Origin of the sequence: Micromonospora inyonensis (assembly GCF_900091415.1) — a bacterium.
GTDB classification, from domain to species: domain Bacteria; phylum Actinomycetota; class Actinomycetes; order Mycobacteriales; family Micromonosporaceae; genus Micromonospora; species Micromonospora inyonensis.
Genome location: NZ_FMHU01000001.1, coordinates 2929215 through 2951887 on the forward strand (window position 1 = coordinate 2929215; position 22673 = coordinate 2951887).

Annotated in this window: 23 protein-coding genes; 9 read left to right on the forward strand and 14 right to left on the reverse strand. The window is 70.9% G+C overall.

Annotated features, from left to right (window positions below):
* Window positions 1-6: 6 nt before the first annotated feature.
* From GA0074694_RS32860 to GA0074694_RS13235, 4 genes are read right to left on the reverse strand one after another with little or no spacing between them, the layout of a single operon-like run.
* Complete coding sequence (locus GA0074694_RS32860; RefSeq protein ID WP_342670934.1) at window positions 7-1977, reverse strand: DUF3427 domain-containing protein; 1971 nt, start codon at window positions 1975-1977, stop codon at window positions 7-9.
* Window positions 1907-3082, reverse strand: a complete 1176-nt coding sequence (locus GA0074694_RS33640) for a phospholipase D-like domain-containing protein (protein WP_281189938.1) — start codon at window positions 3080-3082, stop codon at window positions 1907-1909. Before GA0074694_RS33640 ends, GA0074694_RS32860 begins: the two co-directional genes overlap by 71 nt.
* 42 nt (window positions 3083-3124) lie before the next feature.
* The gene (locus tag GA0074694_RS13230) at window positions 3125-3559 is read right to left on the reverse strand and encodes a VOC family protein (RefSeq protein WP_091457731.1); all 435 of its coding nucleotides are present in this window, start codon (window positions 3557-3559) and stop codon (window positions 3125-3127) included.
* 44 nt (window positions 3560-3603) lie between these two features.
* Window positions 3604-4119: a macro domain-containing protein gene (locus GA0074694_RS13235; protein ID WP_091457734.1), complete on the reverse strand. Its 516-nt coding sequence runs from the start codon at window positions 4117-4119 to the stop codon at window positions 3604-3606.
* A 166-nt stretch (window positions 4120-4285) separates the two neighbouring features.
* Here GA0074694_RS13235 and GA0074694_RS13240 point away from each other — a divergent pair, with 166 nt between their 5' ends.
* The 4 genes from GA0074694_RS13240 to GA0074694_RS13255 all read left to right on the forward strand — a co-directional run bounded on the left by GA0074694_RS13240 (window position 4286) and on the right by GA0074694_RS13255 (window position 8627).
* The gene (locus GA0074694_RS13240; protein WP_091457737.1) at window positions 4286-5635 is read left to right on the forward strand and encodes an AAA family ATPase; all 1350 of its coding nucleotides are present in this window, start codon (window positions 4286-4288) and stop codon (window positions 5633-5635) included.
* A gap of 337 nt (window positions 5636-5972) precedes the next feature.
* Window positions 5973-6875, forward strand: a complete 903-nt coding sequence (locus GA0074694_RS13245; RefSeq protein ID WP_141714081.1) for a hypothetical protein — start codon at window positions 5973-5975, stop codon at window positions 6873-6875.
* Window positions 6876-7107: 232 nt separating this feature from the next.
* A complete protein-coding gene (locus GA0074694_RS13250) occupies window positions 7108-8010 on the forward strand; it encodes a hypothetical protein (protein ID WP_091457743.1) in 903 nt (300 codons plus the stop codon).
* A 101-nt stretch (window positions 8011-8111) separates the two neighbouring features.
* A complete protein-coding gene (locus GA0074694_RS13255; RefSeq protein WP_091457747.1) occupies window positions 8112-8627 on the forward strand; it encodes a GNAT family N-acetyltransferase in 516 nt (171 codons plus the stop codon).
* 75 nt (window positions 8628-8702) lie between these two features.
* Here GA0074694_RS13255 and GA0074694_RS13260 read toward each other — a convergent pair whose 3' ends face one another.
* The 3 genes from GA0074694_RS13260 to tnpA all read right to left on the reverse strand — a co-directional run bounded on the left by GA0074694_RS13260 (window position 8703) and on the right by tnpA (window position 11294).
* The gene (locus GA0074694_RS13260; protein WP_091457749.1) at window positions 8703-9557 is read right to left on the reverse strand and encodes an aldo/keto reductase; all 855 of its coding nucleotides are present in this window, start codon (window positions 9555-9557) and stop codon (window positions 8703-8705) included.
* 85 nt (window positions 9558-9642) lie between these two features.
* The gene (locus tag GA0074694_RS13265; RefSeq protein WP_176737890.1) at window positions 9643-10392 is read right to left on the reverse strand and encodes an alpha-amylase family protein; all 750 of its coding nucleotides are present in this window, start codon (window positions 10390-10392) and stop codon (window positions 9643-9645) included.
* Window positions 10393-10898: 506 nt separating this feature from the next.
* Window positions 10899-11294, reverse strand: a complete 396-nt coding sequence (gene tnpA / locus GA0074694_RS13270) for an IS200/IS605 family transposase (RefSeq protein WP_091457753.1) — start codon at window positions 11292-11294, stop codon at window positions 10899-10901.
* A 38-nt stretch (window positions 11295-11332) separates the two neighbouring features.
* Between tnpA and GA0074694_RS13275 the strand changes: the two genes are divergently transcribed.
* Entirely contained in the window at window positions 11333-12553 is a 1221-nt protein-coding gene (locus GA0074694_RS13275) for an RNA-guided endonuclease InsQ/TnpB family protein (RefSeq protein WP_218105680.1), read from the forward strand.
* Here the strand turns inward: GA0074694_RS13275 and GA0074694_RS13280 are convergent.
* From GA0074694_RS13280 to GA0074694_RS13290, 3 genes are all read right to left on the reverse strand, one after another.
* Window positions 12476-13423: a GlgX family protein gene (locus tag GA0074694_RS13280; RefSeq protein WP_091457756.1), complete on the reverse strand. Its 948-nt coding sequence runs from the start codon at window positions 13421-13423 to the stop codon at window positions 12476-12478. The two genes, GA0074694_RS13275 and GA0074694_RS13280, sit on opposite strands and share 78 nt — an antisense overlap.
* A gap of 157 nt (window positions 13424-13580) precedes the next feature.
* Entirely contained in the window at window positions 13581-14771 is a 1191-nt protein-coding gene (locus tag GA0074694_RS13285; protein ID WP_091457759.1) for an endonuclease, read from the reverse strand.
* Between the two features lie 194 nt (window positions 14772-14965).
* Window positions 14966-16378, reverse strand: coding sequence for an amino acid permease (locus GA0074694_RS13290; RefSeq protein ID WP_091457761.1), 1413 nt, complete (start codon window positions 16376-16378; stop codon window positions 14966-14968).
* 420 nt (window positions 16379-16798) lie between these two features.
* On the opposite strand from GA0074694_RS13290, the gene GA0074694_RS13295 reads away from it, so the two are divergent.
* Window positions 16799-17440, forward strand: coding sequence for a DUF6642 family protein (locus GA0074694_RS13295; protein ID WP_091457765.1), 642 nt, complete (start codon window positions 16799-16801; stop codon window positions 17438-17440).
* Window positions 17441-17448: 8 nt separating this feature from the next.
* Here GA0074694_RS13295 and GA0074694_RS13300 read toward each other — a convergent pair whose 3' ends face one another.
* The 3 genes from GA0074694_RS13300 to GA0074694_RS13310 form a co-directional block, all read right to left on the reverse strand.
* A complete protein-coding gene (locus tag GA0074694_RS13300) occupies window positions 17449-17712 on the reverse strand; it encodes an EamA family transporter (RefSeq protein ID WP_091457767.1) in 264 nt (87 codons plus the stop codon).
* Window positions 17713-18167: 455 nt separating this feature from the next.
* Complete coding sequence (locus GA0074694_RS13305; RefSeq protein ID WP_091457771.1) at window positions 18168-18809, reverse strand: NAD(P)-dependent oxidoreductase; 642 nt, start codon at window positions 18807-18809, stop codon at window positions 18168-18170.
* Window positions 18810-19070: 261 nt separating this feature from the next.
* Complete coding sequence (locus tag GA0074694_RS13310) at window positions 19071-20303, reverse strand: serine hydrolase domain-containing protein (RefSeq protein ID WP_091457774.1); 1233 nt, start codon at window positions 20301-20303, stop codon at window positions 19071-19073.
* Between the two features lie 41 nt (window positions 20304-20344).
* Here GA0074694_RS13310 and GA0074694_RS13315 point away from each other — a divergent pair, with 41 nt between their 5' ends.
* The 3 genes from GA0074694_RS13315 to GA0074694_RS13325 all read left to right on the forward strand — a co-directional run bounded on the left by GA0074694_RS13315 (window position 20345) and on the right by GA0074694_RS13325 (window position 21964).
* Complete coding sequence (locus GA0074694_RS13315; protein ID WP_245714673.1) at window positions 20345-20959, forward strand: pentapeptide repeat-containing protein; 615 nt, start codon at window positions 20345-20347, stop codon at window positions 20957-20959.
* A gap of 80 nt (window positions 20960-21039) precedes the next feature.
* Window positions 21040-21489 (forward strand): pyridoxamine 5'-phosphate oxidase family protein, encoded by a 450-nt coding sequence (locus GA0074694_RS13320; protein WP_091457777.1) that lies wholly within the window; start codon window positions 21040-21042, stop codon window positions 21487-21489.
* Window positions 21490-21646: 157 nt separating this feature from the next.
* Window positions 21647-21964, forward strand: a complete 318-nt coding sequence (locus GA0074694_RS13325) for a hypothetical protein (protein ID WP_176737892.1) — start codon at window positions 21647-21649, stop codon at window positions 21962-21964.
* 71 nt (window positions 21965-22035) lie between these two features.
* Here GA0074694_RS13325 and dacB read toward each other — a convergent pair whose 3' ends face one another.
* The gene (gene dacB / locus GA0074694_RS13330) at window positions 22036-22608 is read right to left on the reverse strand and encodes a D-alanyl-D-alanine carboxypeptidase/D-alanyl-D-alanine endopeptidase (RefSeq protein ID WP_091457779.1); all 573 of its coding nucleotides are present in this window, start codon (window positions 22606-22608) and stop codon (window positions 22036-22038) included.
* Between the last annotated feature and the right edge of the window lie 65 nt (window positions 22609-22673).

The following is a 22673-nucleotide window of genomic DNA, read 5'->3' on the forward strand; positions in this document are numbered from 1 at the left end:
GATCTGTCAGGCGGCGATGGTGCGGGCGGTGGCGTACACGTCGGCGGGAAGCGGGTGGGTCAACTCCCAGAGGATCCGCATCGGCCGGTCCCCACTGTGCTCCCGGTACGTCATCGGCCCGGCGTACAGGTACGGCGGTGCGCCCAGGTCACCGTCGGCGATCCGGCTTTCCCGGACGAACAGGTGCACCGTCGAGCCCCGCTCGACGTGGTGGACGTACCGCTGGCCGGTCGGTGAGTGGGCGGAGGTGGTGCTCTGCGACTCCCACTGGAAGAGCCGGTCGGTGACGGCCCGGTCGGCGTACATCGTGGTGGGGGAGTAGTGCCGCTCCGACTTGACCAACGTCACGAAGAAGAGGTCGGCACGCTCCGTCTCCAACCACTTCACGCCCTCCCGCAGCGAGCCGGGGTTGGACATGCCGAACGCCGCGCACGCCTCGTTGCGGCTGTACCGGGCGTGCACCCGCAGCGGCACCCCGGGCGACGGCGACGGCCTCGTGACCCGGTGGACCCGGCTCCGCAGCACCTCGGCCACCTGGCGCAGCTCGGCACAGCGGACCGGCTCCGCCCAGAGCCGGACCAGCCGCTCCTCCCGGGACGACAGACGGGCGTTCGGTCCCCACAGGTCGAAGTGCAACAGGTCCCAGCGTCGCCCCGGCTCCGGCCGGTCGCCCGCCGCGACCCGGGCCAGCAGGTCCAGCCGGTCGGGGTCGTCGAGATGCAGCATCCGGCCGATCGCCCGGCCCAGCTCGCGGTCGTCCGGTCCCGGCGTCGAGGGATCGATGCCGGCGAGACGACGCAGCCCGGCCCAGCCGCCGAGCGACCCCGACCGGTAGACGTCCTCGATCTCCAGCCCGGTCTCCCGCAGGAAGCCGGCCAGGGTGACGTCTCCGAGCTGCCGCAGCTCCGCGACCAGACCCTTCCGCGAGGTGGGCATCGCCGACCGCAGGTTGTCGAGCACGATGGTCTTGGCGACCCGGTCGAGCTGGATGTGGCAGCCGCTCGGCAGCATCGGGAAGTCCTGCTCGACGGCTTCCCGCACGGCCCGCCGGCTCACTCCGGTCAGTGCCCGCCACCGCAGGTCGAAGCGGAAGTTCGCGTGCTGGCCGCCGATGAAGTCCAGCACCGTCAGGCACGGTTTCCCGTCGTCGAGCCGCAGGCCACGGCCGAGTTGCTGGAGGAAGATCGTCGCGCTCTCGGTCGGGCGCAGCATCAGGATCGTGTCGACCATCGGCAGGTCGACACCCTCGTTGAACAGGTCGACGGTGAACAGCACGCGCAGCCGGCCGGTCCGGAAGTCGCGAAGCAGGCCGTGCTGCGCCGGTCGGTCGACGCCCGAGGTCACCGCCGCCGACGGTACGCCGTGCCGGGTGAACCAGTCGGCCATGAACTCGGCGTGCCCGATGCTGACACAGAAGCCGAGCGCCCGCATCCGCCCCACGTCGACGGCGTCCCGTACCGCCCGGAGCACGATCCGGGCGCGCGCGTCGTTGCCGGTGTAGACGCCTTCCAGGTCCGTCCGCTCGTAGCCCTGGCCCCGCTTCCAGCGCAGGTGCGACAGGTCCACGTCGTCGTGCAGGCCGAAGTACTGGAACGGCGCGAGCAACTGTCGCTCCAACGCCTCCCACAGGTGCAGCTCAACGGCGGTCCGGCCGTCGAACCACCGCCGTACGTCACCACCGTCGGCCCGGTCCGGGGTCGCGGTCAGCCCGAGGAGGACACGCGGGCGCAGCCGTTCCAGCAGCCGGGCGTACGTCGGCGCCTCCGCGTGGTGGAACTCGTCGATGATCACCATGTCGTACGCCCCGGGGTCGACATCCCGACGGTGCAGCGACTGGACCGACGCGAAGACGTGCCGCCAGCTGGCTGGCTCCCGTCCGCCGACCAGCAGCTCGCCGAAGCTGCCGTCACCCATCACCTGCCGGAACGTCGCCTGGCTCTGCCGCAGGATCTGCTCCTGGTGTGCGACGAAGAGCAGCGAGTCGACGTGCCCGGCCGCGGTTCAGGCGGCGGTAGTCCAGCGCCGCCACCACGGTCTTGCCGGTGCCGGTCGCCATCACCACCAGGTTGCGGTAGCGGCCGTGCACCCGCCGTTCCGCGTCCAGGTCGGCCAGGATCTCCGCCTGGTACGGGTACGGCCGCACGTCCAGGTTCGCAATCGCGGCGCCGCTGTCGTCGGCCCGCTCCCCGCGCAGCGCGGTCCGCAGCCGGTCGGCGTCGCGACCCGGGTGGTACGCCTCGAAGGCCGGATCGTTCCAGTAGTCCTCGAACGTGGCGGCGAACGTGCCGACGACGTGAGGCTGTTCCGGTTCGGCGACCCGGACGTTCCATTCGAGCCCGTCGACCAGCGCGGCTTTGGACAGGTTGGACGAGCCGACGTACGCGCTGCTCAGGCCGTTAGCGCGGCGGAACAGCCACGCCTTGGCGTGCAGCCGCGTGGTTCGGGTCTCGTAGGAGACCTTCACCTCGGCCCCCAGCTCGACCAACCGGTCCAGCGCCCGCTGGTCCGTCGCCCCCAGGTACGTGGTCGTGATCACGCGAAGGGTGCCACCCCGGTCGATCAGCTCCCGGACCGCCGGCTCGACGATCCGGAGCCCGTACCACTTCACGAACGCGCAGAGCAGGTCGACCTGGTCGGCCGAGGCCATCTCGCGGGTCACCTCGTGCCCGATCCGGGGCTGGTTCCGTCCGTTCACCAGGAGTGCTCCGGTGCAGAGCGGAGCGGTCGGGCGTACCGGAAAGGTGGGCGGCGCGGGCGGGACCGGCGGGGCAGCGATGGCGTGCAACAGGTTCCTGGCGTCGGCCACCTGGTCCCTGACGCCGGCCGCCGCCGGCGCGAGCGCGGCGATGCCGGCGGCGATCTGGTTGGCCACCTCGACCTGCCGGGCCAACTGGTCACTGCCACCGGGTACGGCGCGCAACGCCCGCCGGGCGAGGGCGGCGACGTGCCGGGCCAGGACGTCCGGCGCGTCGACCGGTTCCAGCTCACCGCGCGCGATCAGGGCCGGATCGACATGCCGCAACCGGTCGGCCACCTCATGGGTGATCAGGTGCTCGTAGATGCCCCGGGCCGGTTCGGTCACCGGGGCACGGTAGCGGGTGCTGACCGGTCTCGTTGCCCTGGGTCACATCTGACCGAAGTCGGGAACGGTGATCGCCCCGTCGACGCCGAGCGTGAAGCCGGGGTTGTGGGCGATCTCCCACACGTGCCCGTCCGGGTCGGTGAAGCAGCCGGCGTACCCGCCGTAGAACGTCTCCCGGGCCGGCTTGGTGATGGCTGCTCCGGCCGCTGCGGCCTCGGCCAGCACCTCGTCGACCTCGTCCCGGGTGCGGACGTTGTGCGCCAGGCTCATCCCGCCGAAACCGTCGCCGCCGGGGTCGGTGAGGCCAGCGTCCTCGGCGAGCTTCTGCCGGCTCCAGAGCACGAGGGCGAGGCCGCCCGCCTGGAGGAAGACGGTTTGCTCGACCTCCTGGCCGCGCCACCCGAGCCGTTCGTAAAAGGCGCGGGCGCAGGCCAGGTCGGCGACACCGAGGGTGATCAGGCTGATCCGCTGCTCCACCTCCGCACCGTACCGCCGATGGCCCGGCGCGTGGCGGGTTCAGGTCAGCTCCGCCCCCGACCCCAGAGCTGCCTGATCGAGCGACGCTGCCCGGCCGCCTTCCGCTGCCCGGACGGTGGGTAGAGGTGAACCTGCACCTCGGGCAGCTCCCGGAAGACCGACTCGATCGCCGGTCTCACGTCGGACCAGTCCAGGCCGCCGTTGCCGCAGCCGAGCGGGGGAACCGCCAGCGACATGATCTCCAGATCCCGGACCACCCGGACCAGATGGTGCAGCCCGGCTTCGATGTCGGACAGCCGAGACGTGGTCTGCCAGTGCCCCTTGGTCGGGAAGTTGATGACGTAGCGGCGCGGCCCGACGCGACCGCTGTCGTAGAGGAACACCCGCCCCAGGCGCACGGTGCCCGACGCGCAGGCGTCCCGGTAGCGGGCGTGGTTCTCGGGGTACGCGTCCCGGAAGGCGAGCGCGATGCCCTTGCCCATCACCCCGACGGTGTTGACCGCGTTGACGAGAGCCTCGGCGTCCGAGTCGAGCAGGTTCCCCTGCCTTATGGTGAGCACACGCCATGGCTATCACCCAGGTACGACAGGCCGTGAGACGGCAGGATCCCTCCGTGGGTGGAAGGTGCTGCCGCCTCAGGTGGCGCGACTGGATCGGGACGGGCTGCGCTCGTATCGTGAGCGGGTTCCCAGTTGGCCGGTGGAGACGAGCGGGAGGTGGAGGACGATGCGGGCCGCCCTGGATCTACCGCCGGCCGTCGAGGCGGAACGGGTCATCACGGCAGTCCTGGCCGACCTGCGCTCCGGCGCGCACCGAGGCGTGGTGGTCGACTCGCCGCCCGGAGCCGGTAAGTCCACCCTCGTCGTCCGGGCCGCCGTCGAACTGGCCGAGGCCGGCGAGCCGCTGATCATCGTCGCGCAGACCAACGAGCAGGTCGACGACCTGATCGACCGGCTCGCCCGCAAGGCCCCCGAGCTGCGGATCGGCCGCCTCTCGGCCGCCGACTACCGGCCGACCGAGCGGATCAGGGCCCACGAGACCGTCCGGGTCGCGGCCAAGGTCACCGACCTCGGTGGTCCGGCCGTCATCGTCGGTACGGCCGCGAAGTGGGCCACCGTCGCCGACGGCACGTGGCGGTGGGCGATCGTGGACGAGGCGTACCAGATGCGATCGGACGCCCTGCTGCGCGTGGCCGGCAGGTTCGAGCGGGCCCTGTTCGTGGGGGACCCCGGCCAGCTCGACCCCTTCTCGACCGTCGAGACCGCGCGCTGGACCGGCCTGACCTGGGATCCGATGCAGTCCGCGGTCGCGGTGCTGCTGCGACACAACCCGGACCTGCCGGTGCACCGGCTGCCGGTGTCCTGGCGACTGCCCGCCTCGGCCGCTCCGGTGGTGGCGGAGGCCTTCTACCCGTTCACGGGGTTCCGCGCCGGGACCGGGCCGGACGACCGGGTGCTCACGTTCACCGAGGCCGGACCGGGCGACCTCCTCGACGCGACGGTGGAACTGGCCGCGTCGTCGGGCTGGGCGCTCTACGAACTGCCCGCCCGGCACACGGTGCGCACCGACGGCGAGGCGGCGGCGGCCTGCGCCGTCCTGGCCCTGCGCATGCTCGAACGCGGCGCGGTGGCGTACTCCTCCGGGGAGACCTCGCCGGTCGACGCGACCCGGATCGCCGTCGGGGCCGCCCACCGAGACCAGGTCGCGGCCATCCGCGCCCGGCTCGGTGCGGCCGGCGCGGGCATCACCGTGGACACCGCCAACCGGCTCCAGGGCCGCGAGTACGACGTGACGGTCGTCCTGCACCCGCTCTCCGGCCGGCGGGACGCGACCGCGTTCCACCTGGAGTCGGGGCGGCTCTGCGTGCTGACCAGCCGGCACCGGCACGCGTGCGTCGTGGTGGCCCGGGCCGGGATCGCGGAACTGCTCGACGCCCACCCGTCGACCGAGCCGGTGCACCTCGACGTCCCGGTCCGGTTCCCGGACGGCTGGGAGGCGAACCAGGGCATCCTGTCGATGCTGAGGCGGACCAGCGTGGTGGCGGGGTCCTCAGCACTCCCGGTCGACCGCGGGTAGCCGCACCCGGGCGGAATCCTTCTCCGGCCGACCGACCCGACCGACCTGACCGCACGTCCGGGCGGTCGGATCCGGCGGCTCGTGCTCTCCGCACGGCGCGCACCGACAGGGTGACCCCGGCCCGCCCGCCGGGTGGAACGCCTCGGCGTCATTCTGCGGTCAATCGTGCGGGCTCCCGTGTTGACGAGGTGGAACGCGGCGGGGATGACCATGGCGACATCTGGTTGTCCCCACGGCCACCCACGCGTCGGCTCGCCGGCCAACCGGACGCCATGCCAGCCGACCGAGAAGCCTGGAGTACGCGGTGGCGGGACCGGGCTGAGGAGAAGGAGCAACGATGTCAGATCAGACAGGGTTCCGGCGGTTCGGGCCCCGAGGGCTCGTCCTCGTGCTCGGCGTCGCCCTCGCGGGGGTGGCCGTCCCGGCGAGCCCGGCCTCGGCCGCCGTCCCCGGCCTCATGAGGATGACCGCGACCAGCGCCAGCAGTTCCTTCAACTACCAGAGCGTCACCGCCGTCTGTCCGCTCGGAAAGGTGCTGGTGGGGACGGGGTACGAGATCCTCGGCGGGAACGGTGAGGTGACGGTGGACGACTTCCGGATGAACGGCGGCCCCACCACCGCCCCGACCGCGGTGACGGTGGGCGCGTACGAGATCGACGAGTACGCCGAGAACTGGATGGTCAAGGCGTACGCGGTCTGTGCGGACCCGATCGCCGGGCTGGTGCGGGTCGCGGTGACCACCCCGGACGACTCGACCGACTTCAACACCGTCACCGCGACCTGCCCGGTGGGCAAGGTGTTGACCGGTTCCGGGTTCGAGTTGAGGGAGGTGGTCGGCAAGGGCATCGTGGACGACTTGCGGCCCAACGGCACCCTCGTCAGCGCTCCGACCGCGGTCACCCTCGGGGTTTACGAGGCTGACCCCTTCTACGGTGACTGGACGGCGACCGCGTACGCCATCTGCGCGAACCCGATCCCCGGGTTGGTTCAGGCCACCGCGATCAGCGTCCCCGCGTCGACCGACTTCACCAACGTCGTGGCCGTCTGCCCTCCGGGAAAGGTGCTGCTCGGCGGAGGGTTCGAGCTGAGGGACGCGTTCGGTGAGGTCATGGTGGACGACTTCGCTCCCGGCGGTGGCCCGGCCACCGCGCCTGTGTCCGTCATCACCGGCGCGTTCGAGGAGGACCCCTACGACGAGGACTGGACCATCCGGTCGTTCGGGATCTGCGCGAGCCTCTGACGACTGTTCGCGCTGTGCCGCTCCCGTTCCCGGGAGCGGCACGGCTTTGCCGGCACCTCGTCTGACATTGCCGGCAAGTACCGAAAAGAGAGGAATCGGTCGGTTACCTGTCGTAGTCAATTTCCGGATAACCCCAGTTCATCTGACTACCTAGAGTCAGCGCGTCACGGCAGTGGCCCCGGATACCAGAGGCACGCGGTGCCGCAACCGGGGTAGCGGAACAGGAGCAACGATGTCAGATCAGACAGGGTTCCCGCGTTTCGGAACCCGCAGGCTCGCCCTCGCGGTCGGCGTCGCCGTCGTGGGGGTCCTCGCCCCGGCGAGCCCGGCCTCGGCCGCCGTCCCCGGACTGGTCCGGATCTCCGCGACCAGCGCCAGCAACTCGAACGACTTCCGAAGCGTCACCGCCACCTGCCCGGTGGGGAAGGTGCTGGTCGGAACGGGGTACGAGATCACCGGGGCGACCGGCGAGGTGGTGGTGGACGACCTCACTCCCAACGGCGGCACGCTGACCGCCCCCACCGCCGTCACCGTGGGGGCGTACGAGGCGGACGCGTTCGCCGGGAACTGGACCGTCACCGCGTACGCGATCTGCGCGAACCCGCTGGCCGGGCTGGTGCGGGTCTTTGCCCTGAGCCCGACCGACTCGAACGACTTTCACAGTGTCACCGCCGCCTGTCCGACCGGCAAGGTGCTGACCGGAGCCGGATTCGAACTCACCGGGGTGACGGGTGAGGGCGTGGTGGACGACTTCCGCCCGAACGGGGGCACCGTCAACGCGCCGACGGCGGTGACGGTGGGGGCGTACGAGGCGGACTTGTTCGTCGACAACTGGACTGCGGCCGCGTACGCGATCTGCGCGAACCCGGTCGCCGGGCTGTCGCGCATCACCGTGCTCAGTGCCATCGACTCCGGCGACTTCCGCAGCGTCGTCGCCGCGTGCCCGACCGGCAAGGTGTTGACCGGTGGAGGATTCGAGGTGAACGGCGCCACCGGTGAGGCCGTGGTGGACGACTTCACTCCCAACGGCGGTGTGGCGACCGCACCGGTGTTGGTGGTCTCCGGGGCGTACGAGGAGGACCCGTTCGCCGGCAACTGGGACATCCGGTCGTTCGCGATCTGCGCCGACCGCTGACGCCGGACCCGACGTGGTGCTGCCCCCGTGCCGGGGCGGCACCACGCTGTCGGGGAAGTGGGCTTCACTGTGCGGGAGAGAACCCGACGGGAGGAGCCCCGGTGGACCTGGTCTGGATCGAGCCGTGGCAGGAGGGTGACCTCGACGTGCTGCGGCGGATCAACACCCCGGAGATGAAGCGGCACCTGGGCGGCCCGGAGACCGAGGAGAAGGTGCTCGCCCGCCACCGGAAGTACGTGGAGTTCGCCGGCACCGGTCAGGGCCGCATGTTCCGGGTGGTCGCGTTGCCGGAGGGCGAGGCGGTCGGCAGCATCGGCTACTGGGAACGCGTGTGGCGCGGTGCGACGGTCTACGAGCTGGGCTGGTCGATCCTGCCGACGTACCAGGGACGGGGGCTGGCCACCGCCGCGCTCGTCGCCGCCGTCGCCGAGGTCCGCGCCCGACGGACGCACCGGTGGGCGCACGCCTTCCCCTCGGTCGACAACGCCCCGTCGAACGCGGTCTGCCGTAAGGCCGGGTTCACCCTGCTCGGGGAGACCGACTTCGAGTTCCCGCCCGGCCGGTTGATGCGCTCACACGACTGGCGGCTGGACCTCACTGCCGGGCTGGGGTGGTAGCAGGGGACCCCTGCACGACAAAAAGCGGTAACAGGGGACCCCTCCTACCACCAGACCCCGCACCAACGCGGACCCTCAGGCGGGCACCCAGTCGAAGGTGTCGGGGTGGGCGCCCTGGCGTCCGGCCTCGCCCCGGTCGAGGGCACCGATCCGGGCCATGTCGTCGTCGTCCAGGGCGAAGTCGAAGACGCGGAAGTTCTCCGCGATCCGCTCCGGCGTGACCGACTTGGGAAAGACGACGTCGCCGCGCTGGACGTGCCAGCGGAGCACCACCTGGGCCGGGGTGCGGCGCAGTCTCCCGGCGATCTCGGTCACCACCGGGTCGTCCAGCACCTTCCCCTGGGCGATCGGCGACCACGCCTCGGTGACGATGCCGTGCTCCCGCCCGTACGCGCGGACCTGCTCGTTGCCGAGGTACGGGTGCACCTCGACCTGGTTCACCGCCGGTACCGTCCCCGTCTCGGCGGCGAGACGCTCCAGGTGCGGCACCTGGAAGTTCGACACGCCGATCGAACGGGCCCGCCCGTCGGCCTTGAACTCCTCGATCGCCTTCCAGGTGGAGACGAAGTCGCCGTCGTAGAGCGTCGGCAGCGGCCAGTGGATCAGGAACAGGTCGACGTAGTTGAACCGCAGTTCGTCGAGCGTCGACTGGAACGCCTTGCGGACGTCGCCGGGGCGGTGGAAGGCGTTGCTGAGCTTGCTGGTGACGAAGACCTCCTCCCGTTCCAGCCCGGAGGTCCGGATCGCCTGCCCGACCTCGGACTCGTTGCCGTACATCTGGGCGGTGTCGATGTGCCGGTAGCCGACGCCCAACGCCTCGCGTACGGCGGCGACGGTGTCCCGTGGCTCGATCTGGAACACCCCGAACCCCAGCTGCGGGATGGTGTTGCCGTCGTTGAGCGTGATGTCCGGAATCGTGTTGGTGGCCATGCCACTCCTCTGCGCCTGGTCGCGGTCTCCCGGTGCTGTCGTACCCCGCCTGCCCGAGGGCTCACCTGCCACGCGCGGTGGATGTCTACCGGGCGACGAGGAGGAGCAGGCTGCGACCGCGCAGCAGGTAGGAGGTGCCCTGGCCGCCGATGGGCGTCTCCGACCCGGGTACGGCGACCTGGTTGGGTCCCTCGGCCCAGCTGGCGGTGTCGGTGACCCGGTACCACTGCTTCCCGGCACCCGGCGACGGAAGGGTGAAGTTCACGTCCCCGGACCAGCCGTTGTAGCCGACGTAGATCGCCGACGCCGGGTCGCCGAACTCGGTGCCGTCGATCCGCCAGCCGAGCGCGTGGTTGCCGGCGTTGCCCCAGTACGCCGCGTCCGGGGCGCTGCCCGCCGGAGTGAACCAGGCGAGCTGGGCCATCCCGTTGCCGTTGGTGTCAACGGCGGAGTAGAAGTTCACCGGCCGAAGTGCCGGGTTCGCGTGGCGGAAGGCGGCCAGCCGGGAGGCGAAGGTCCGGAAGGTGGTCTGGTCGACCGTCGGGCTCCAGCCCAGCCAGTTCGCCGACGAGTCCAGGTTGTACGGGTTGTTGTTGCAGCGCAGCCCGCGTAGCACCTCGTCCCCGCCGGTGATCATCGGGGTGCCGGCGGAGAGCATCAGGAACGCGTGCCCGTTGCGCGCCGCCCGGCGCTGGTCGGCGGCGATCCCGCCGTGGTCCCAGGAGATGTTGTCGTCGGTGCCGCCGTCCGACGGGCCGTACGGCCACGGCTGGTTGTTGTTCTTGCTGTTGCAGGCGTACAGGTCGGCCAGGGTGAACCCGTCGTGGGCGACCATGAAGTTGACCGAGTTCCAGGGCCGCCGGCCGTCGTCGCCGTACAGGTCGGAGGAGCCGGCGAACCGGTCGGCGAGCTGCCCCCGGGGTGACCGGGTCGACGCCGAGCTTGTTCTGGTCGCGGCGCAGCGTGTCCCGGTACCGCCCGTTCCACTCCGACCAGCCGGCGGGGAAGTTCCCCACCTGGTACGTCCCGTCCCCCAGGGCCCACGGCTCGGCGATCCAGTCCACGCCCGCGCCGCCGCCGGCCGGTCGGGGTGGCATCTCCCGGGTGATCCGGTTGAGTGCGGTGTTCGGGTCGGTGCGGCTGTACGAGAAGCAGCTGGAACTCCCGGGTCGGCCCGCGGGGGGAGCGGTCGTAGGCGTACCGGCGGTCCGGGGCGAAGTAGTTGAGGGTCATCGGATGTCTTCCGTGGAAACCCCCGGCTCTGGCCGTGGGGAGGAAACGGAACCCCTGCGGAGCAGGTCAGGGATAGCCCATTCGCCGCCAAGGCGGATGGGCGTCTGGTCACACGTTGCGCTGGTTCTCGACATACCTCTTGACCACCTCCGAAGTGGCGCCGCCGGTCGTGGCGACGAAGTACGAGTTGGTCCACAGGGTCGGCATCCGAGACTTGAGGTGCGGGAACTCCTGGCGCAGCAGACGGGAGGATCGACCCTTGATCTGCTTGACCAGGCGGTGGATGCCGTACTGCGGGTCCACGACCACGAGCAGCTGCACGTGGTCGGGCATCGTCTCGATCGCCTCGATCGGTGCGTTCCGCTCGGCGCAAACCTCACGGATGATCTCTTTGAGCCGCTCGTCCACCGTGCCGTCGATGACCTTGCGCCGGTACTTCGGGCACCAGACGACGTGGTAGTGGCAGCGGTACACGACGTTGTTGTTCGACCTGACCTCGTCCACGCCGAGACTATATAGCAGTGTGGTGTATAGTGTTCGGGGTGGACGAGACAGTGCGTTACACCTGTCGCCTGCGGCCCGGCCGTATCGCGCAGGCCGCACTGCTCGACGAGTGGGGCCGGTGCCGGTGGTTGTGGAACGAAGCTGTGCACCAGCAGAAGACCGGCCGCAAGCCGACGTTCGGGAAGCTGTCGAAACTGCTGACCGAGGCCCGCAGCCGTCATGCCTGGCTGCGCGAGGGATCACAGGTCGCACAGCAGCAGACACTGCGCACCTATGGTGCCGCCCTGGCCCACTCGTTCACGGTCAAGGGCCGGGGCCGACCGAAGGTCAAGCGGCTCAAGGACTCGCTGCCGACCCTGGAGTACACCACCCGCGGCTTCCGAATCAAAGACGGCCGGCTGTGCCTGCCGGGCACGGTGACCGTTGCGGTCGTCTGGTCGCGGGAACTGCCGTCCGAGCCGACCAGCGTGCGCGTCTACCAAGACACCCTCGGCCACTGGTACGCCTCGTTCGTGGTCCGCCGTGAGATCACCACCGCACCCGAGTCGGACTCGCCGGGTATCGGCGTCGACTGGGGTATCAAGACCACCGCCGCCACGACCGACCCGGCGTTCGACCTGCCGCACCTCGGCCATCGCCGGCGGTGCGCCGCCGAGATGGCCAAGGCCCAGCGCACGATGGCCCGCCGCCGTCGTCCCAAGGGACACGCCCCGTCGAAGGGCTACCAGACCGCGAAGCGGCAGGCCGCCCGGGTCGCGACAAAGGCCGCCCGACAGAACACCCACGACGCCCGCGTCTGGGCCAAGAACGTCACTGACCACCACGCGCTGATCGCAGTCGAGGACTTCAAGCCGACATTCCTCGCCCGCACCACGATGGCCCGCAAAGCGGCCGACGCGGCGATCGGCGCATGTAAGAAAGAACTGATCGAGCGTGGTACGCGGGCGGGCCGCAAGGTGGTGCTGGTACCGCCCGCCTACACCACGATGACCTGCTCCGAGTGCGGCGAGAGAGCCAATCTTCGCCTCGGACTGGGTATCCGTACCTTCGAGTGCGCGGCATGCGGCTATACCGCATGCCGCGACCGAAACGCCGCGAGGACGATCCTCGCCACGGCCGAACGCGACCGTGCCAGTGCCGACGACGTAAGACATCTGATCGCCTCCTTCCGGGACGGTGGATCAGGTGCGGTCCGAGCTGGGAATCCAGGGCCTGGCCCCGGAGGAAAATCCCCCGGATTCATTCGTGGGGATCGTTAAGTAGCCCCAGTAGTTGTCGCCCGCGGTACCGGTGGGGTCGACGTCGTTGGTGTCGTTCCGCGCCTCCTGCAACGGCAGGAACTCCACCGCGGTCACCCCGAGCGAGGCGAGGTAACCGGCCTTCAGCGCGGCGCCCCGGTAGGTGCCCCGGTAGGCGGCCGGCACCGAGGGGTCGTTGCGGGTCAGCCCGCGCAGGTGCACCTCGTACACGAGGTCGTCCTTGAGCGCCCGGGTCGGCCTGCTGCCGACGTCCGCGGTGGTGGCGGCGAGGACGACACCCTTGGCCGCGTGCGGGCCGCTGTCGGTGTTCCGGTACGCCGGCCCGGTGGCGTACACCGTCTGGTCGGTCATGCCGGGCCGGAGCGGATCGTGGCTGATCTCCCGGGCGTACGGGTCGAGCAGCAGCTTGTTCGGGTTGAACCGGTTGCCGGCGGCGGCGACGTCGGCGACGAACCCGGCGGACGAGCCCTTGGTCCACGCGCTGCTGTACGGCCAGTTCGGCCCCCAGGCCCGGTAGCCGTAGTAGACCGTGCCGCTGATGCCGGCGGCGCGCAGCGCGGCGACGTCCACGGTGGCGCTGAACACCCCGGCGGAGTCCCGGGTGAGCAGGTAGGCGGCGTTCTCACCCGTGCCGGTGGGGTTGGCGTAGAGGTCGACGGTCATCCGGGTGGCGGCGGCGGAGTGGACCCGGAAGGTGATCTGCGATCCGCTGCTGTCGTACCGCGCCCCGAGGGCGCGGGCGTCGATCGCGGCGACGGCCGGTGCGGGCGCGGTGGCCAGGGGCGCGGCCAGCGCGGCCACGGCGGCCAGCGCGGCGGCGAGTCCGGCGGCGAGGGCGGCCCGGGTACGCCGGGCGCGAGGTGTGGGCATGGGCCTTCTCCGACGTCCGGGGTCCGGGTGCCGCAAGACCTTGCAGCGATTGTCGGAAAGATAACAGTCGATTTCAACGCGGTAAAGGGTTTCGACTTGCATCGATGGCCCGTGGTCGGTCCCGGCAGGGCCGGGACCGACCGTGGCCGCTGCGGGGTCAGCCCCACATCGAGGGGGCCCACTCCGGGTGGTCGATGAACGGGTTGCGGTTGCCCTGCCAGCGCTCGTAGATCCGCTGGTTGCGGCGCTTCTCGAAGGCGTCCGGCGGGTCGGCCTGGTGCCACTGGAGCAGCACCGCCATCTTCCCGTGGTACGGCGCGGTGCCGTTGTTGACCGAGTTGTTCATCTCGAGGTTGGGCCAGCCGTCGTTCCCCTCGTACCGGATGGCCATGTACATGATCATGCGGGCGACGTCGCCCTTGACCGCGTTGCGCGGCTCGAACGAGTCGGCGTCGGTGTAGTTGCCGGGGGCCTCGCCGACCGTGCTGCCGCCGAGGTCGAAGTCCTTGTTGCCCCGGGTCGAGTTCACCGTGACGTCCTCGGGGCGCAGGTGGTGCACGTCGGTGCCGGGGCCGGTCGAGGTGCCGAAGTCGCCGTGCGACTTGGCCCAGACGTGCTCGCGGTTCCAGTCGTCCACGCCGCCGCCGTTGCTGCTCTTGCTCTGCGAGCGTCCGGTGTAGAGCAGGATGACGTTGTTGGTGTTCGCGGGGTCCTGGTCGGTGTCCTTGAGCGCCTCCCACACCTGGTCGTAGGAGAGCTTCGTCTGCACCCTGATGATGGAGTGCAGCGAGCTGCGCAGCGCGGTGCCGGTCTTGCCGATCGCGGCGGCGTAGTACGTCGAGTCGTAGTCACCCCCCGGGACGGTGCTGGTCGGGAGGGGGGTGGGGGACGATGTCGGGGACGGCGTGGTGGTGCCCCCGAGGCTCATCGCGGTCGGGTTCTTCAATCCGCCGTGGCTGAAGTACGCGGTCAGCGTGCCGGTCGCCGTGATCTGCCTGCCCCGCAGGTCCGGGTTGGTGAGCAGCCCGAACGTGCTGCGGTACGCGGTGGTCACCTGGACGTAGAGCATCCGGCCCGTGCTGGTCTCGGCGGCCGAGTCGGCGATGGCGATCGCGGTGTCGGCGGTGAAGCCGGACCTGAGCACCGTCGTGGTCGACGTCGGCTGGCCGATGACGTACCCGGTCACGGTCGCCGTGCGCCCGTCCTGCGTGGCGAGCGCCTGGGTCACGGTGAGGGTGGCCGCGGCCGAGGCGGAGGTCACCACGACGGGTACCGCCACCGCCACGGTCAGTGCGATGGCAGTGATCATCCGCCCGGGTCGCGAGCGGGCCATGCTCCTAATATTCATGGTCAGCGATGCTATCGGCAGGGGTGAGCACTCGGGAAGATCATCCGTTGGACATTCCGTCGACGGGGTGGTGAGCGGAAGGGGGCGCTCCGGTAGCCACCGCCAGGGTGAACTGGTTCAACGCCTGCTGCTTCTCCGGCGACAGCGACTCGACCGTGCGGCGGGGCTCCGGTCGACCGGAGCCCCGCCACGGGTCACCTGTGGGCCAGCCGGGACCGGCGGTAGCCGTAGAGGGCGTAGACGACCGCCCCGAGCAGGAACCAGAGGCCGAAGCGCAGCCAGGTCGCCGCCGCCAGGTAGGTGATCAGCCAGAGCGAGAAGAGCGCACCGATCGCCGGTACCACCGGCATCCCGGGCAGCCGGAACGTCCGGGGAGCGTCCGGGCGGCGGTAGCGCAGCACGATCACCGCGACGCAGGCCACCACGAAGGCGAGGAGGATGCCGATGTTGGTCAGCTCGGCGGCCTGCCGGATCGGCAGGAACCCGGCGATCACCGCCGAGCCGACGCCGACGATCCAGGTGACCCGGCTCGGCACCCGGCGTACCGGGTGCAGCTTCGCGAACCAGCCGGGGAGCAGGCCGTCCCGGCTCATCGAGTACCACACCCGGGTCACCCCGAGCATGAAGGTGAACATCACGGTCAGGATGCCGATGATCGCGCCCACCGCGATCACGCTGCCCAGGCCGGAGAGGCCCACCGAGGCGAACGCCGAGGAGAAGCCGCTCTCCGGGTCGATCTCGGTGTAGTTCTGCATGCCGGTCAGTACCAGCGTCGCCAGCACGTAGAGCACCATCGAGATGGCCAGGGAGTAGACGATCGCCTTCGGCATGTGCCGGCGGGCGTCTTTCGACTCCTCGGCGGCGGTGCTCATCGCGTCGTAACCGAAGACCGCGAAGAAGACGGTCGCGGCACCGGTCAGCGCGCCACCGAAGCCGAACGGGAAGAACGGTGAGTAGTTCTCGGTCCGTACGTGGAAGAAACCGACCACGATCACCAGGACCACCACGGCGACCTTCAACCCGACCACGAAGGTCTCGAAGCGGGCCGCGTTACGGATCCCCAGATTCAGCAGGAACGCGATGAGCAGGCAGAGCAGCACGGCGAACAGGTCCACCACCCGACCCTCGCCGGTGCCGGGCGCGCCGAGCATCCAGGCCGGCAGCTCCACTCCCAGCTCGCCCACGAGGAAGCTGAAGTAGCCGGAGATGCCGATCGCCACCACCGCCACGATCGCCGTGTACTCCAGCAGCAGGTCCCAGCCGATGAACCAGCCGACCGCCTCGCCGAGCACGGCGTACCCGTACGTGTAGGCCGAGCCGGCTTTCGGGATCATGCCGGCGAACTCCGCGTACGACAGCGCTGCCGCCGCGCTGGCCACCCCGGCGATCAGGAACGACAGCAGGACGGCCGGACCGGCCGTCTCGTTGGCGACCGCGCCGGCCAACGCGAAGACGCCCGCGCCGATGATGCCGCCCACCCCGATCGCGGTGAGCTGCCAGAGCCCCAGCGACCGGGCCAAGCCCTCCCCGGCCTCCTCGGTGATCTCCTCGACCGGCTTGCGGCGGAAGATGCCCGTCCCGCCACCGACGTCCCGTCCGGAGGTCATCGGATTCCTCCCTCACCCGATCCCGTTGTGGTGCGCCCCGGTGCCGCTCGGCGCGCGGCACGGTGCCGCCGCGACGTGACCCGGTGCCGCTCGGACGCGGCGCCAATACCCCGGGCGCATCCAACGGAATCAACCCCTGGGAGCGGGCGGGGAAACGGCCAGCGGCGCGTCGTCTCCCCGCCCGCTGCCCGGCGGTCACCCCGGTCCGGCCCGGGTCCGCCGGAAGGGACACCTCCCGGCGTATCGTCCGGACCAGCCCGGCGGCGATCATGATCAGCAGCCACAGCCCGGCCCGGGGCTGCTGGCGAAGCTGGAGCTGAACAACCGGGTTCAGGTGGCCCTGCTCGTCCCACGACGCCCGAACTGGTCTGAACCGGCCGGCGGCGGTAACGTCCAGGGCCGGGGGACGCAGGAGGTGGCATGGCGCGCGGCGGGATCTTCTGCCTGGAGGGTCAGTGGCACCGTGACCTGAACGAACGCGGGTCGGTGCTGCCGACGCTGGAGCTGCTGGAGCGGCTCGGGCGGATCCGGTTCATCCACAAGGACGCCGCCACGCCGGACGAGCTGAACTACTTCCTCGACCGCTGGCTGCTCAAGCAGTACGCCGACTACCGGGTCGGCTTCTTCGCCATGCACGGTGAGCCGAGCCGGCTCTGCCTCACCGACTGGCACTCGGTGGAGCTGACCGACGTCGCGGAGCGGATGGCCGGCCGGTGCGCCGGGAAGCGGCTCTACTTCGGCAGCTGCTCGGTGCTGCGCGCCTCCAACTCTGCGATGCGGGACTTCCTGTCGGTCACCGGGGCGGCGCTGGTCTGCGGGTTCACCCGGGAGGTCGACTGGGTGGAGTCGGCGGCGTTCGAGACCGTCCTGCTCGACGTCCTCGCCAACGGCCACCGGCACAACGCCGCCGAGCTGCGGATGGGGTCGGCGCACTGGGCGTCGCTCGCGTCGTACCTGGGCTTCCGGGTGATCTACGCCAACGGCCGGGAGTGGCGGCCGGCGGCCCGTCCCCGCGTGCCCGCCCAGCCGGCCCGCGACAGCACCGGTGCCCACCCCCAGTGAGACCACCCTCACCTGCGGTTCGGCGCCTCCGCTCGCCGGCTGGCAACCGCGTACGCGGCCAGGAACACCGCCGCGCCGATCCAGACCAGGCAGTACGCCCCGAAAGCGCCCAGGGTGACCGACTCGTGCAGGCCGAAGTAGCCGATGACGAACTGGATCGTCGGCAGCAGGAACTGGAGCATGCCCATGACGGTCAGCGGCGTGCGCACCGCGGCGAACCCGAACAGTGCCAGCGGCAGGGCCGTGACCAGGCCGGTACTGGCGAGCAGCACGTCGTGCGTCAGGTCCCCACCGCCGAAATGACCCCGGCCCGTCCATTCCAGACGCCGTATCCGTCGTGCACCACACCCGCCTCCACGCATCGTCCCGTGGCCCCGGCCGCTGGTCAGGCGTCGGACTGCCGGCAGCCACGTTACGAAGAGACCTACCCAACAGAACAGGTGGCCGTGTCCCTATCAGCGGTCCGCCGACGCCACCCGACCCGGCGACAACACCCCCCGGATCATGCGTACGACAGGGCAGGAAGTCATACCGGGCCGGGCGACCGAGGAGTCCCCGGCTGGGGACGATCAAAAAGGTAACGGGGCGATGGGTGTGAGGAATTGCGCTCCGACGGGTTCGGGTTGGCGTCGTGTGTGATTGATCGGATGGCAACATAACGTAGCGAGCAACCCGCTTCTGATAAGTTTCCGAATGAGTTCCTCGACGGGCGGCCGGCGCGCTGAGATCAGTAGGCGACGGTGAACCGGGTGTTCAGGTGGCGGGGGTTCTCGATCTCGTCGACCACGGCCACCGCCAGATCCTCGTACGACAGCACGGACCGACCCTGGGCGTCCGTGACCGGGTGGTCACCGCCGGTGCGGTAGTGCCCGGTGCGCTCGCCCGGGTGGAACTCCAGCGGCGGTGGTGAGACATAGGTCCAGGGCACCCCGTCGGCCGAGGACCGGTAGCGGTCCAGCGCCTCGGCCTGCCCCAGCGCCGGGTCCCGGTACCGCTCGGGGAAGTCCGGCGCGTCGAGGAACCGGGTGCCGTCCGGGGCGAGCAGGGTCGCCCCGCCGCCCAGGTGGATGATCCGGGGCGGGTCGGGCAGTTCGCGTAGCGTCGTCACCAGCGTGCGGGCCGCGTCCGCCCAGAGCGTCCGTTCGCCGCCGCCGACCGCGACGACCAGCACGTCCGCCTCCGGCGCGAGTTCCCGTACGCTCCGCGCGGAGGTGACGTCGCCGGTCACCACCCGGACGCCCGCAGGCAGGTACGAGGTGGCCTCCGGCCGCCGGACCGCGGCGGTGACCCGGTGTCCCCGGTCGAACGCCTCGGCGGTGACCCGGGAACCCGCGGTGCCTCCGGCACCGAACACGACGATGCTGCTCATGACCGCCTCCCGGTCCGACGGACTGGTCCGTCTCCAGGCTAGGGAGCGATCGGTCGGCCGGGCGGCGGAACGGCGATCCCCGGCCCACCGGCCGGCCCCACCCGGTCCCGGGCCCCACCCGGCCCCACGAGCCGGCGCGTTCCCGCGGTCCTGCCCGGCCCCGCGAGCCGGCGCGTTCCCGCGGTCCTGCCCGGCCCCGCGAGCCGGCGCGTTCCCGTGGTCCTGCCCGGTCCCGCGAGCCGGCCGTCGCGGGGACGCGGCTCAGTCGACCAGGGCGGAGTAGACGAGCTGGCGCAACCGGGGGCGCAGCGGATAGGTACTCGACGGCATGAGCTGAGTGAACAACATCGCGGTGATCTCCTCGGCCGGGTCCACCCAGAACGCGGTGCTGGCCACGCCACCCCAGTAGTACTCGCCGACGCTGCTCGGCACCCGGCCCGGAATCGGGTCCTGCACCACCGCGAAGCCGAGACCGAAACCGACCCCGTCGAAGATCGACTCGGCGAAGCCGCCGGTGGAGAGGGCGTCCAGGTCGCGTCCGCCGGGCAGGTGGTTGCGGGTCATGAAGCGCACCGTGCGCGGACCGAGCACGCGCGCTCCGTCCAGTTCGCCCCCGCGCAGCAGCATCTGCGTGAACCGGTGGTAGTCGTACGCGGTGGAGATCAGGCCGCTTCCCCCGGCGAGCAGCGTGGGCTTCTGGCGGGCGACCGCCCCGAACTGGTCGTGCCGCAGGATCCGGCCGGTCCGGGGGTCGGGTACGTAGAGCGCACCGAGCCGCTCGGCGTCCTCCCCGTCGACCCACCAGTGCGTGTCGGTCATGCCCAGCGGGCGCAGGATCCGGTCGGCGACGAAGTCGTCGAGGCGCTGCCCGGAGACCACCTCGACGAGCCGGCCGAGCACGTCGGTGGCGACCGAGTAGCCCCACGCGCTACCGGGCCGGAAGAGCAGCGGCAGCTCGGCCAGGGCCACCGAGGCGGCGGCCAGGTCGACGCCGGGCGGCCAGCCCAGGTCGTAGCCGGCGGCCCGGTAGAGGCCGTCGACCACCGAGGTCTGCATGAACCCGTACGTCAGGCCGGCGGTGTGCGTGAGCAGGTGCCAGACCCGGATCGGCTCGACCGCCGGCACCGTGTACGGCTTGAGGTTCGAGCCCTTGGCGTAGACCCGGACGTCGGCGAACTCGGGCAGCCACCGGCTGATCTCGTCGGTCAGCTCGAAGCGGCCCTCCTCCCAGAGGATCATCGCGGCGACCGACGTGATCGGCTTGGTCATCGAGTAGATCCGCCAGAGCGTGTCCGGGGTCACCGGAGCGCCCGCCTCCGCGTCGCGCATCCCGTACGTCGAGGAGTGCGCGACGTGCCCGCGCCGGGTCACCACGATCTGCCAGCCGGCGAGCTGCCCCGCGTCGACGTACCGGCCGAAGTGCTCGTCGATCCTGGACAGCCGGGCCGGGTCGAAGCCGATCTCGTCCGGGTCGATGTTCCGCGCCACGTCCACGACAGCTGAACCTACTAGCTGGTAGGGGCTTCCCGAAAGGGGTGCGGCTAGTCTCGGGACCGTGCCGGAGCTCACCGAGGACGCGTCCTTCCGCCACGAGGGACTGGTACGGCGAGGAGATCGTCGACCGGCACTTCGTGCGCTGCTCGTTCCAGGACATCGACCTGACCGAGGCGACCACCCGGGGCGCGGTCTTCACCGAGTGCTCCTTCGCCGGTGTGCGCTTCAACGCCTCCCGGCACGTCGACTCGGCGTTCACCCGCTGCGTCTTCACCCGGTGCGTCCTGTTCGAGGCCGAGTTCACCGGCTGCAAGCTGGTCGGCAGCACGTTCACCGAGTGGGAGCTGCGTCCGCTGCGGGTCGAGGGCGGGGACTGGTCCTTCGTCGCCCTGTCCCGTGCCGACCTGCGCGGCGTGCGCCTCGACGGCGTACGGATGCGGGAGGTGGACCTGAGCGCGGCTGACCTGACCGGCGGCGTCCTCACCAACGCGGACCTCTCCGGCGGGCACTTCTCGGGTGCCCGCCTCACCCGGTGCGACCTGCGCGGCAGCGACCTGAGCGCGGTCGACCCGACGACCGTCCAACGGGCCGGCGCGATCATCAACCCGGACCAGGCGCTGGTGCTGGCCCGGACGCTCGGCTTCGAGATCCGCTGACGCCGCGAGGGATCGCGGAAAGCACGGCGGCGTGGGAAAACCTGCCACACGGTGTCAGGTGCGGCTGTCACCCTCGGTGCATGGCATGGTGGTCGGATCTGGTCGACGAGGAACCGGACTTCGCCGAGCGGGTACGCGCCCGCTTCGCGGTCCGCAAGCACGGGACGATGGCGACGCTGCGTCGGGACGGCTCACCCCGGATCAGCGGTACGGAGTTCCAGTTCGAGGACGGGGACCTGCGGGTGGGCAGCATGCCCGGCGCGCTCAAGGCGCTCGACCTGCGCCGAGATCCCCGGGTCGCGCTGCACTGCCCGACCGAGGACACCCCGGAGGACGACCCGGGCTCCTGGGACGGGGACGCGAAGATCGCCGGGATCGCGCACGAACTGCCGCCGCCGGAGGACGGTTCGCACCGGTTCCGGGTCGAGCTGACCGAGGTGGTGCTGACCCGGGTGGGCGAGCCGGCCGACCACCTGGTGATCGAGAGCTGGCATCCCGGGCGGGGGCTGCACCGCCGCATCCGCCGTTAGCCCGCCGGTGCCAAGGGGCTGCCGGTGCCAGGGGGCCGCCGGCCTGCCTGCCGCCCGGACGGTGGCGCTCGGGCCGGGACAGTTTGTCCGTCGCGGTCCGTCGATCAGGTCATAACTTTCCGTTGTGGAGATTCGACGACCTCGGGAGGCTTCGCTGATGAGCACGAGTACCCGTACCGTCCGGCCCCCCGCCCCGCGCGTCGGTGGCGAGCCGAACGGGGAGGTGCTCCGGGAGATCCCGCTACCGCCGTACGTCACGGGCGAGGATGCGCAGTTCGCCGTCCGGGCGGTGGTGGTGCACGCGCCGCGCCGGTGGTCCGGCGGGACGGTGTGCCGTAACGATGCCAGCCCGCACCCGTGCCGCCTGCACCGCTGGGGACGACGCGTGCTGGCACTGCGCGGGCTCCGGCCGGCCGACATCGACGCGCTCATCGAGCGCGGTGACCCCGCCGCCGTCCCGCCGCCGGTCGCCTGAGTCGAGGTTGGGGTGGTAGCAGGGGCCCCTTGTTACCGCTTTTTGTCGAGCAGGGGGCCCCTGCAGGCACCTCAGCAGGTGATCGGCTTGAGCCAGGAGCACTCCACGCCGTCCGGCGTCCGGGGGATCTCCGGTGCCGCCGGGGGTGCCGTCCGCGCCGCCGTGCCGCCCGTGGCGTTGTACGACGCCAGCGCGATCGCGATCTGGTCCTCCAGGCTCTTCACCGAGGAGGCCAGGTAGTTGTTGAGCACGACGGAGAAGACGAGCCGCCGCCCGTCGGCGTCGGTGACGTAACCGGAGAGCCCGGAGACCCCGGTGAGGCTGCCGGTCTTGGCGCGTACGTTGTCCGCCGCCGGGGTGCCCCGCATCCGGCTGCGCAGCGTGCCGCCGACGAAGCGTTCCGCGTTGCCGGCGACCGGGAGGGCGGCGTACCAGGCGTCGAACCAGGGTTCGGCACGTACGGCGACCAGCAGGTCGACGAACTCGGTGGGCGGGACCAGGTTCCGCCGGGACAGCCCCGAGCCGTCGCGCTGGCGCAGGGTGCCGGTGTCCATGCCGGCACCGGCCACGTAGCCGTTGATCTCGGCGAGCCCGGCGGACCAGGGGGACTCTTCACGAGTGAGAGGGAACGCTGACCTGCCCACCTAGACGAGTAGTTCCGAAGTCGGAGGTCGATGTCTGGGCATGAAGAGAGGGCGTCCAAGATCGT